Annotated in this window: 9 protein-coding genes and 1 pseudogene; 3 read left to right on the plus strand and 7 right to left on the minus strand. The window is 70.2% G+C overall.

Annotation, left to right across the window (positions count from 1 at the left end; genetic code table 11):
• Nucleotides 1-227, plus strand: a pseudogene (locus tag G6022_RS10705) (oxidoreductase); the annotation flags it as partial.
• A 214-nt stretch (nucleotides 228-441) separates the two neighbouring features.
• Here the strand turns inward: G6022_RS10705 and G6022_RS10710 are convergent.
• Genes G6022_RS10710 through gatC form a run of 6 tightly spaced genes read right to left on the minus strand, consistent with a single transcriptional unit; the run spans nucleotide 442 to nucleotide 6,867 of the window.
• A complete protein-coding gene (locus G6022_RS10710) occupies nucleotides 442-1,107 on the minus strand; it encodes an NAD(P)H-binding protein (RefSeq protein WP_182610880.1) in 666 nt (221 codons plus the stop codon).
• 54 nt (nucleotides 1,108-1,161) lie between these two features.
• Entirely contained in the window at nucleotides 1,162-2,643 is a 1,482-nt protein-coding gene (gene gatB, locus G6022_RS10715; RefSeq protein WP_182638846.1) for an Asp-tRNA(Asn)/Glu-tRNA(Gln) amidotransferase subunit GatB, read from the minus strand.
• 10 nt (nucleotides 2,644-2,653) lie between these two features.
• Nucleotides 2,654-3,688, minus strand: coding sequence for an ATP-dependent 6-phosphofructokinase (locus G6022_RS10720; protein WP_182615866.1), 1,035 nt, complete (start codon nucleotides 3,686-3,688; stop codon nucleotides 2,654-2,656).
• A gap of 28 nt (nucleotides 3,689-3,716) precedes the next feature.
• Entirely contained in the window at nucleotides 3,717-5,120 is a 1,404-nt protein-coding gene (locus tag G6022_RS10725) for a DHA2 family efflux MFS transporter permease subunit (protein ID WP_182638844.1), read from the minus strand.
• Entirely contained in the window at nucleotides 5,117-6,571 is a 1,455-nt protein-coding gene (gatA, locus tag G6022_RS10730; RefSeq protein ID WP_182638842.1) for an Asp-tRNA(Asn)/Glu-tRNA(Gln) amidotransferase subunit GatA, read from the minus strand. The genes G6022_RS10725 and gatA overlap by 4 nt, the downstream gene beginning before the upstream one ends.
• Nucleotides 6,568-6,867, minus strand: coding sequence for an Asp-tRNA(Asn)/Glu-tRNA(Gln) amidotransferase subunit GatC (gene gatC, locus G6022_RS10735; RefSeq protein ID WP_182638840.1), 300 nt, complete (start codon nucleotides 6,865-6,867; stop codon nucleotides 6,568-6,570). The genes gatA and gatC overlap by 4 nt, the downstream gene beginning before the upstream one ends.
• Nucleotides 6,868-6,945: 78 nt before the next feature.
• Between gatC and G6022_RS10740 the strand changes: the two genes are divergently transcribed.
• The gene (locus G6022_RS10740) at nucleotides 6,946-7,590 is read left to right on the plus strand and encodes an amino acid-binding protein (RefSeq protein WP_182657885.1); all 645 of its coding nucleotides are present in this window, start codon (nucleotides 6,946-6,948) and stop codon (nucleotides 7,588-7,590) included.
• 122 nt (nucleotides 7,591-7,712) lie between these two features.
• Here G6022_RS10740 and ligA read toward each other — a convergent pair whose 3' ends face one another.
• On the minus strand, nucleotides 7,713-9,908 hold the full coding sequence (gene ligA, locus G6022_RS10745) for an NAD-dependent DNA ligase LigA (RefSeq protein WP_182638789.1): 2,196 nt from the start codon (nucleotides 9,906-9,908) through the stop codon (nucleotides 7,713-7,715).
• Nucleotides 9,909-9,967: 59 nt separating this feature from the next.
• On the opposite strand from ligA, the gene G6022_RS10750 reads away from it, so the two are divergent.
• Nucleotides 9,968-10,663 (plus strand): exonuclease domain-containing protein, encoded by a 696-nt coding sequence (locus tag G6022_RS10750; protein ID WP_182638787.1) that lies wholly within the window; start codon nucleotides 9,968-9,970, stop codon nucleotides 10,661-10,663.
• The last annotated feature ends 34 nt before the right edge of the window (nucleotides 10,664-10,697 follow it).

Here is a 10,697-nt window from a genome sequence, read left to right on the forward strand (position 1 = left end):
ACGGCGAACGCGCCGACGCACTCCCCCTCGCGGGTGGGGCGGCACGGGGCCAGCCCGAGGCCCTGGCCGAGGGGCGCTACGGACGGATCACCGGTCTGGCGGCGGTCGGTGACGGGGTGTTGCTCGGAGGGACGACCAACAAGCGTGGTGGCTCCCCTGTCCCCACCGACGATCGCGCCGTCATCCTGCCCCGGACCGGTGGCGGAGGCGGCGACGCCCGGACCTGACTCGCGGTCTGGTGGGGCACCTCACCCGGCGGGCCACATCTCGTCGAGGCGATGGAGGGTGGCGCCGAACAGTGCCGCGGTCTCCCCGGCGCCGGGAGACGAGAGAAGTCACGGAGCATCACGTCGACCAGGGGGCTCGGGAGCGTCGGGAGGACGCGTCCGAGGAGACGTGCGAGGGTGGCCGGCAGATGCCGGATCCGCACGTCCGCGCCGTTCACCCGAGTGACGAACTCGTCCACGGAGAGGGACTGCGGTCCGGCGAGCTCGAAGATACCGGTCGGGGTGGCGTGGTCCAGCGCCGCGTGGAGCAGGGCCTCGGCGACATCATCGCGAGCGATCCAGTCATAGCGTTGGGTCCCCGGCCCGAGGACGGTGACGGGCCGTCCCCCGAGGAGAGCATCTCCGTGACGGTGGGCCCGGGTGCGTCGGGGGTGCCGAAGATGTGCGCGGCGCGGAAGACGACCGCGGGAATCCCACTCGCGCGGATGAGTCCTTCTGCGTGGGCCTTGTACCGCAGGTACGGGTTGGTCGAGGTCTCATCCGCCCCCAGGTACGACAGGAAGACGACGCGGCGCACCCCTGAGTCCTTCAGTGCGGTCACCGTGGCGCGCACCGTGTCGAGATTCGCCGACTGGTAGGTGTCGGGCCGCCTCGGGAACAGGGCCCCGGCCAGATGCACCACCGCGGACGCTCCGACCGACGCCGTGGCCACGTCGTCGCCTCGTCTCAGCGCGCGGACCTCGTTCGGCAGCCCGGCCAGTCGCGCCCGAAGCGCGGTGCCGACCTGGCCGGAGGCGCCGGTGATGACCACCGGTCCCGTGCTCCACTCCCGCTCGGCCACCACGTCACCCGCTTCCGTCCCCACAGTGCCTCTCGGCACCTGCGCACCAGAAGAACACACCCCGTCCCGGGCTCGCAAGGACCCCCGGGGCTGTCACCCGCAGGCGGCGATCACGAGCTCCTTGACCCTGGCCGGGTCGGCCTGCCCGCGGGTGGCCTTCATGACCGCTCCGACGATCGCGCCGGCGGCCTGGACCTTTCCGGAGCGGATCTTCTCCGCGATGTCCGGCTGCGCGGCGAGGGCGTCGTCGACCGCCTTCTGCAGGGCGGAGTCGTCACGGACCACCTCGAGGCCCTTGTCGGCCACGACCCGGTCCGGCTCACCCTCACCGTCGAGGACCGCGTCCACGACCTGCCGGGCGAGCTTGTTGGTGAGCGTCCCCTCCGCCACGAGCTCGATGACCCGCGCCACCTGGGCGGGGGTGATCTCCAGCTCCGGCAGGCCCACGCCGCGCTTGTTGGCCTGCTGCGAGAGGTAGGCCACCCACCACGACCGGGCCTCGGTGGGGGGCGCGCCGGCGTCGACGGTGGCGAGGATCAGGTCCAGCGCTCCGGCGTTGACCAGGTCGCGCATCTCCTCGTCCGAGACACCCCAGTCGGCCTGCACCCGTGCGCGGCGCAGCCACGGCAGCTCGGGCAACTCGGCGCGGATCCTCTCGACCAGCTCGTCCAGCGGCTCGACAGGCGCGAGGTCGGGCTCGGGGAAGTACCGGTAGTCCTCGGCGGATTCCTTGGGCCTGCCCGCGGTGGTGGTCCCGTCGGACTCGTGGAAGTGCCGCGTCTCCAGCACGACCTCCCCACCTGAGGACAGGACGTCCGCCTGGCGGCACATCTCGTGACGCACGGCGACCTCGACGCTGCGCAGGGAGTTGACGTTCTTGGTCTCCGTCCGGGTGCCGAACTCGGTGGCGCCCTTGGGCATCAGTGAGACGTTGGCGTCGCACCGCATCGACCCCTGGTCCATACGGACGTCGGAGACGTCGAGACTCCGGAGCAGATCGCGTAGAGCGGAGACGTACGCGCGGGCGATCTCGGGGGCACGCTCCCCTGCTCCGACGATCGGCTTGGAGACGATCTCGATCAGCGGAACGCCGGCACGGTTGAAGTCGAGCAGCGAATGCGTGGCCCCGTGGATCCGACCGGTGGCCGAGCCGACGTGGGTGGACTTGCCGGTGTCCTCCTCCATGTGCGCCCGCTCGACCTCGACGCGCCAGGTGGTGCCGTCCTCGAGCTGGACGTCGAGGAAACCGTCGTGGGCGATCGGTTCGTCGTACTGCGAGATCTGATAGTTCTTCGGCTGGTCCGGGTAGAAGTAGTTCTTCCTCGCGAAGCGACTGTACGGCGCGATCGAACACCCGAGGGCCAGCCCGATCTTGATCGCCCATTCGACGGCCTGCCCGTTGACCACCGGCAACGCCCCCGGCAGACCGATGCACACCGGACACACCTGGGTGTTGGGGTCCGCTCCGAACGCAGTCGGGCACCCGCAGAACATCTTGGTGGCGGTGTGCAGCTCGACGTGCACCTCCATGCCCATGACGGGATCGAAACGTGACACGACCTCGGTGAACTCCATGCGGAACAATCTAGCCGAAGAGGCAGGCGGCCTCGCGGTAGCGGTCCTCCGGGACGGTCTTGAGCACGGCGACGGCCTCGGCGACCGGCACCATCTCGATGGACTCCCCGCGCAGCGCCACCACCTGACCGAAATCCCCGCGGTGCACCGCATGCGCGGCGTGGACACCGAAACGGGTGGCCAGGACACGGTCGTATGCCGTGGGGGTCCCCCCGCGCTGGATGTGCCCCAGCACCGTGGTGCGGACGTCGCGGTTCATCCGGGAGGCGATCGCCGTTGCCATCTGGTCCGCGACACCGGTGAACACCTCGTGACCGAACTGGTCGGTCCCGCCCTGCCGCAACGTCATCCCCGAGCCCTCGACGGGTGTGGCGCCCTCCGCCACCACGCAGATCCCGTACGCCTCCCCCATCTGGAAGCGGCGCTTCATCACCTTGCACACGTAGTCGATGTCGAACGGCACCTCGGGGATCACGATCATGTGCGCCCCGGACGCGAGCCCGGCGTGGAGGGCGATCCACCCGGCGTGCCGACCCATCACCTCCACCAGCATGACCCGCTCGTGGGACTCCGCCGTCGTGTGCAGGCGGTCGATCGCGTCGGAGGCGATCGAGACCGCGGTGTCGAACCCGAAGGTGTAGTCGGTTCCCGCCACGTCGTTGTCGATGGTCTTCGGGACGCCCACCACCGGCACACCGTTCTCCGTGAGCCACCGCGCCGCCTTCAGCGTCCCGTCGCCACCGATCGCCACCAGCGCGTCGAGGGAGTGGCGCTGCAGGGTCCGCCGGATCTCCGGCAGGCTCCCGGTGAGGATGTCCGGGTTGAGCCGGCCAGTTCCGAGGATCGTGCCCCCGCGCAGCAGGATGCGGTCGATCCCCTCGTCGTCGAACAGGGGCACCGCACGGTCGTGCACCAACCCGGACCACCCGTCCTGGAAGCCCAGGACGGGTGAGTCGTACTCGGAATGGGCGGTCCGCACCAACGCGCGGATCACCGCGTTGAGTCCGGGGCAGTCCCCGCCTGCGGTCAGCACGCCAATACGCACGTCGGACTCCTCTCGGTTCTCCCGCAGTCTAGGGCCGGGACCTGGTCACCGTGCCCGGCTCCGGTGACTGTTCACCGGTACGAAACGCCATCGTCGCCACTCCTCCGAGCAGGACCACCACGGCGGGGAGATACATGGCGTCCGCCACCGCCTGCCCTATGTCGCCGTGGACGACCAGCCGGGCTTGCATCACCGCACCGATCGCCGCGGAACCCAGGACCGCACCCACCTGGCGGGTGGTGTTGTAGACCCCCGAGCCGGCTCCGGCGGAGGCGAGCTCGAGGCGTCGCATCGCGGTGGACGATGTGGGCGCCCAGACACACCCGTTGGCCACCCCCATCAGGGCGATGGGTCCGAGCAGCACGGGGATCGAGGTCTGCGAGTCCATGACCAGAGCAAGCCAGAACAGGGAGATCGCGTAGGAGAAGTACCCGATGCCCGTGAACAACCGCGGGTCGATCCTGTCCGCCCACCGCCCGACGACCGGGGCGAGGACACCCGCGATCAACGCCATCGGCAGCAGCATCAGACCGGCGCGCGTGGGGCTGAGGTCCTTGACGCCCTGGAGGTAGAACATCAGCGGGACCATGGTGCCGGCGGTGACGAAGCCGATGGTGGAGACTCCGAACGTGCCGATCGAGAAATTCCGGTCCCGGAACAGGCGTAGAGGTACCAGTGGCTCCGTGCGCACGCGCGACTGCCACCAGACGAACGCCGCCAGGCCCGCCGTCCCCGCGATGATGAGCGCGAGGGTGGTCCCGCCCCAGCCGTGGGACTCGCCCTGCTGGATGCCGAACACCAGCAGGAACATACCCAGGGCCGACAGGGCGATCCCCAGCCCGTCGTAGGAGTGCGACCGGGTCTCGAGCCTGGGGACCCACCGCCAGACCAGCACCACGGCCAGGACGCCGAAGGGGATGTTGACGAAGAAGATCGCGCGCCAGTCGAACGCGTCGATGAGGACACCACCCAGGACGGGTCCGACGACCGAGGCGATGCCCGCGACCGCCCCCCAGATCCCCATGGCCGCCCCGCGACGCCCGGGCGCGAAGACCCTGGTGATCACGCTGAGCGACTGCGGGGTGAGCAGCGCGGCACCGAGTCCCTGGAACACACGCGCGACGATGAGCGTCTCGATACTGCCCGCGAGACCACACCACAGTGATGCACCGGTGAACAGGACCAGTCCGGCGATCGAGACCGCGCGGGGTCCGATCTGGTCACCCAGACGACCGGTGAACAGCAGCGGTACGACGTAGGCCAGCAGGTAGGCGCTGGTCACCCAGATCACCTGGTTGGTCGACGCGCCGAGTTGTGTGACGAAGGCGTCGGTGGCGACCGCGACGATCGTCTGATCCACCAGGATCATGAAGAACCCGATGACGAGCGCCGCCAGGGCCTTCCATGCGTCCCTCTCGGGGACCGTGGTCACGCGATCGGGCCTCTCGCCGCCTCGAAGGCGGCACCCACCCGGTACAGGCGGTCGTCGGCCAGCGCCGGGGCCATGATCTGGAGGCCCGCCGGGAGCCCGTCGACGAGACCGGACGGAACGGACATGCCGCAGTGCCCGGCGAGGTTGAGCGGGAGGGTGCAGAGGTCGAACTGGTACATGGCCACCGGGTCCTCGACCTTGGCCCCCAGCGGGAACGCCGTCGTCGGGGTGGTGGGCGAGACCAGGACGTCCACCTTCTCGTACGCGGCGTCGAAGTCGCGCGCGATGAGCGTGCGCACCTTCTGTGCCTGACCGTAGAAAGCGTCGTAGTAACCGGCCGAGAGGGCGTAGGTGCCGAGCATGATGCGGCGTTTGACCTCGGGACCGAACCCGGCTTCGCGGCTCGCCGCCATGACCTGGTCCGCGGACCCCTCGCCGACCCGCAGGCCGTAGCGCATGGCGTCGAACCGGGCCAGGTTGCTGGAGACCTCGGACGGGAGGATCAGGTAGTAGGCGGGCAACGCATAGCGGAAGTTCGGGCACGAGACCTCGACCACCTCCGCACCCAGGTCCCGCAGGGTGTCCACGGAGGCACGGAACGACGCCTCGACCCCCGGCTGGTACCCCTCCCCGGCGAACTCGGAGACGACGCCCACGCGCACACCGGACAGATCTCCTCGCGCTCCCTCGCGCGCCGCCCGGACCACGTCCGGGACCGCCACGTCGAGACTGGTGGAATCGCGGGGGTCGTGTCCGGCGATCACCTGGTGCAGGAGGGCGGTGTCCTCGACCGTACGACCACACGGTCCACCCTGGTCGAGTGACGAGGCACAGGCCACGAGGCCGTACCGGGACACGGTGCCGTAGGTGGGCTTCACGCCCACCGTGGCGGTGAGGGCGGCAGGCTGGCGGATGGACCCGCCGGTGTCGGTGCCGATGGCGATCGGGGCCTGGTGGGACGCCAGGGCAGCGGCGGAGCCACCGCCGGACCCGCCCGGGGTGCGGCTGGGATCCCACGGGTTGCGGGTCGGGCCGTACGCCGAGTTCTCGGTCGAGGACCCCATGGCGAACTCGTCCATGTTCGTCTTGCCCAGGATCGGGATGCCCGCCTCCCGGAGCCGCGCGGTGACCGTGGCGTCGTACGGGGAGCGGTAGCCCTCGAGCATCCTCGACCCGCACGTGGTGGGTGCGTCGGTGGTGGTGAACACGTCCTTGAGGGCGACCGGGACCCCCGCCAGCGGGCCGAGTTCCTCTCCGGCCGCGAGACGGGCGTCGACGGTGCGCGCGGCCTCGAGTGCCTCGTCGGCTCCCACGTGCAGGAAGGCGTTGATCTCTCCGTCGACCTCCGAGATCCGGTCGAGGTGTGCCCGGGTGACCTCCTCCGAGGACACCTCCCGCGCGGCGATCCGGCCGGCCAGTTCAGCTGCGGTGGCGGTGGTGAGTGAACTCATGCCTCCTCCCCCAGGATCTGCGGGACCTCGAAGCGCTGCTGGTCCGCGGCCGGGGCCTGGTCGAGCGCCTGCTCCGGGGTCAGGCCGGGGGTGACCACGTCGGTGCGGTACACGTTGGAGATCGCGGTGGGATGGCTCATCGCCGGGACATCGTCCGCTGCGACCTCGGACACGGCCTGCACGTGGTCGAGGATGTCGGTGAGCTGTCTCGCGAACGAATCCAGCTCGGAGTCGCTCAGTTCCAGGCGGGAGAGCCTGGCCAGATGCGCGACGTCCCCGCGTGAGATCGAGGTCACGTGTGTAGTCCCTTCGGCGTGGCGTGTCGGTACCGGCCCAGCCTAGTCAGGCCGTCAGAGTGCGGCACAATGGGCGCCATGTCATATCTGCTCCGCGTCCTGCTCCCCGATCGACCGGGCAGCCTCGGCTCCCTCGCGGTCGCCCTGGGGACGGCCGGCGCGGACATCATCAGCCTCGACGTTGTGGACCGGTTCGACGGGGTGGCCGTGGACGACATCGTGGTGAACGTTCCCAACGGGACCTTCCCCGACACCCTGATCACCGCGGCCGAACAACTCGACGGGGTCATGGTGGATTCACTTCGGCCGTTCGGCGGGATCCTCGACGCGCACCGCGAGCTCGAGCTCATCGACGCGGTGGCAGGGGCGGGGGCCGGCGCTGACCAGATGCTCGCCGACGAGTTGCCCGCGGCGCTGCGCCTCGGGTGGGCGCTCGTGGTGGAGGAGACGACCGATGGATGCCGGCTGGTCGCTCGCGGCGCCGCCGCACCGTTGTGGGACGGGGGCCGGGTCGAGGCGGTTCGCCACCTCGAGCGGGCCACCGCGCTGGAGGTCGACCTGCCCGCCGAGTGGACGTCGATGGACACCGCGGTCGCCGCGGCCCCGCTCTCGTCCGGGCACGTCCTCGTCGTCGGCCGACCGGGCGGGCCGTCGTTCCGGCGGTCCGAGATCGCCCGGCTGGGGTATCTCACCGGGATCCTGCGGTCTCTCAACGCCGGCTGACCCGACGCGCCCCGGCTGACCCGGCTCACGTCGGTCCTCCGACATACGCGGCCCCTGTGCCCGCGTCCCGAAGGGTTGCGCGGACGGTTGGGTCCCGACACGCAGCGCACCCGGGCAGGCGATCAGTCGGCGGCGCCCCCGGGATCGGCGGGCTCGGGGTCGGCCCCGTCTTCGTCCTCCCGCGCCGGGCCGTTCTCCAACAGCTCCACGAAGCCGGCCTCGTCGAGGATGGTCAGCCCCAGCTCCTCAGCCTTGGCCGCCTTCGACCCCGGGTTGTCCCCCACAACCACGTAGTCGGTCTCTTTGGACACCGATCCCGAGGCCTTGCCACCGCGAGCGATGATCGCCTCCTTGATCCCGTCGCGGGTGAACCCCTCCAGGGATCCGGTCGCCACGATGGTCAGGCCCTCGAGGGTGCGCGGGATCGACGCGTCCCGTTCATCGGCCATCGAGACGCCCGAGGCCGCCCACCGGTCGACGATCTCGCGATGCCAGTCCACATCGAACCACTCCACCACCGAGGCCGCGATGGTCGCGCCGACGCCGTCCGTCTCCGCCAGCTCCACCTCCGAGGCGGCGCGGATGTCCTCCATGGTGCCGAACCGGGTGGCCAACGCGCGTGCGGCGGTCGGCCCGACGTGGCGGATCGACAACGCGACGAGCACCCGCCACAGTGGCCGGTCCCTCGCCGTCTCGAGATTCGCCAGCAGCTTGCGGCCGTTCTCGGTGAGCACGGTTCGCTCCGGCTCGGCGCCCTCCTCGACCTGCTTGCGTGTCGCCTTGTCCAGTCGGGTGTAGAGGGAGGTGCGGAGGAGGTCCGCCTCGGTGAGGTCGAACAGACCGGCCTCGTTGTCCAGCACCCCGCTGGCGAGGAGATCGGAGGATCCCTCGTAGCCGAGCGCCTCGATGTCGAGCGCGTTGCGCGATGAGAGGTAGAACAGGCGTTCGCGGAGCTGTGCGGGACAGGACCGCTGGTTCGGACAACGCCAGTCCGCGTCCCCCTCCTTCGCCGGCGCCAGGACGGTCTCACACTCGGGGCAGCGCTCGGGGAAGACGAACTCGCGCTCGGTCCCGTCCCGGCGCTCCACCACCGGGCCGAGGACCTCCGGGATGACGTCCCCGGCCTTGCGGATCACCACGGTGTCACCGATCAGAACACCCTTGCGCTTGACCTCGGTCTGGTTGTGCAGGGTCGCGAGCGAGACCGTGGAGCCGGCGACGAGCACCGGCTCCATGTGGGCGAACGGTGTGACCCGCCCGGTACGACCCACGGAGACACGGATGTCGAGCAACTCGGTCATGACCTCCTCGGGCGGGTACTTGTAGGCGATCGCCCACCGCGGTGCCCGCGACGTCTGACCGAGTCGACGCTGGACGGCCCGGTCGTCGATCTTCACCACGAGGCCGTCGATCTCGTGCTCGGGGTCGTCCCGGTGTTCGCCCCAGTACCGCATCCGCTCGAGTACCTCGTCGACCCCGGTCGCCGGGGCGGTGTGGGGAGAGACGGGCAGGCCCCAGTCCGCAAGCGCGAGATAGACGTCGTGGAGGCTGTCGAAGGTCGCTCCCTCGACCGCGCCGAGGCCGTGACAGTACATCCCGAGGCGGCGCTGGGCGGTGATCGCCGGGTTCTTCTGCCGCAGTGACCCGGCCGCGCTGTTGCGGGGATTGGCGAACGGTGGCTTGCCGTCGGCGACGAGCCGCGCGTTGAGGTCGGCGAAGTCCTCGAGCCGGAAGAACACCTCTCCCCTGACCTCGAGCAACGCGGGGACGGGGCGGTCCTTCGTCGGGGTGAGCGTGACCGGGATGTCGTCGATCGTCCGGGCGTTGAGCGTGACGTCCTCGCCCGTTCGACCGTCCCCGCGGGTGGCCGCGCTGACCAACCTCCCCTCGCGGTAGACCAGATCCAGTGCGACGCCGTCGATCTTGACCTCGCACAGGAACCGCAGGTCCTCCGCGGGGATGTGAGCCTGTTCGACCGCCGAGGCCACCCACGCGCGCAGCTCCTCCTCGGAGAACACGTTATCCAGGCTCGTCATCCGCTGAAGGTGTTCGACCGGCGCGAAATCGGTGGAGAAGCCACCGCCGACGAGCTGTGTCGGGGAGTCCGCCGTCCGCAGTCCGGGGTGGAGTTCCTCCAGCGCCTCCAGGTCGTGGAACAGCCTGTCGAACTCGGCGTCGGAGACGATGGGGGCGTCCTTGACGTAGTAGCGGAACTGGTGATCCCGCACCGTCTCCGCGAGGTCGGTCCACTCCTGTCGTACCTCCGGGGGGATGTCCCCGGTGCCGACGGGCTCGTTGCTTCGACTCGCTTGGCTCACGAGGTCAGGGTAATGCGACATGGGCCCGGCGTGTCGGGGCGCTGGCCTACGGTGACCGCATGAACCCAGAGATCATCACCTCCGTCTCACTCGACCGGAACCGACTGCTGGCCTTCGACCTCGAGACCACCGGGCCCGATCCCCGTACCGCGCATGTCGTCACCTCGGCCCTCGTCGCGATCGACGGGCCCCGCAAGGTGGAACTCAGCTGGATGGCCGATCCGGGCATCGACATCCCGGAGGGCGCCACGGCCGTGCACGGGATCACCACCGCCCAGGCCAGGCAGCACGGGAGGCCGCATGCGGAGGTGGTGGCCGAGACCATCGCCGGGGTCCGCGCGGGTTGGCGGGAGGGGCGGACCCTGGTGGTGTTCAACGCCGCGTACGACCTCACCATCCTCAGGAGATGGGACCCCTCGTTCGAGGTGCTCGGCCCGGTCCTCGACCCCTACGTCGTCGACCGGGCGATCGACCCCTACCGCAGGGGCAAGCGGACCCTCGAGGCCCTGTGCGCCCACCACGGCGTGCGGTTGGACGATGCGCACGAGGCCGCGGCCGATGCGCTCGCGGCGGCCCGCCTGGCGTGGAAGCTGCTCGGCTCGCTGCCCGACCTGGCCAGCGCGGACTGGCGCGCGGTCAACGCGCAGCAGGCGCAGTGGCACGAGACGCGCCAACGCGACTTCGCGGCCTACCTGGAGCAGTCGGGCAAGGACGCCTCGGATGTCAACACGCGGTGGCCGATCGCCGTCACCTAGGAGACTGCTGAACAAGCTGTGATCTTGGCCGCGA

Source organism: Dietzia sp. Cai40, from assembly GCF_014145165.1.
Taxonomy (GTDB): Bacteria; Actinomycetota; Actinomycetes; order Mycobacteriales; family Mycobacteriaceae; genus Dietzia; species Dietzia natronolimnaea.

Excerpts from the sequence above, each read along its gene's own strand:
- G6022_RS10750 (WP_182638787.1), top strand. The coding sequence starts at position 9,968 with ATGAACCCAGAGATCATCACCTCCGTCTCACTCGACCGGAACCGACTG.
- G6022_RS10740 (WP_182657885.1), top strand. The coding sequence starts at position 6,946 with ATGTCATATCTGCTCCGCGTCCTGCTCCCCGATCGACCGGGCAGCCTC.
- gatB (WP_182638846.1), bottom strand. The coding sequence starts at position 2,643 with ATGGAGTTCACCGAGGTCGTGTCACGTTTCGATCCCGTCATGGGCATG.
- gatA (WP_182638842.1), bottom strand. The coding sequence starts at position 6,571 with ATGAGTTCACTCACCACCGCCACCGCAGCTGAACTGGCCGGCCGGATC.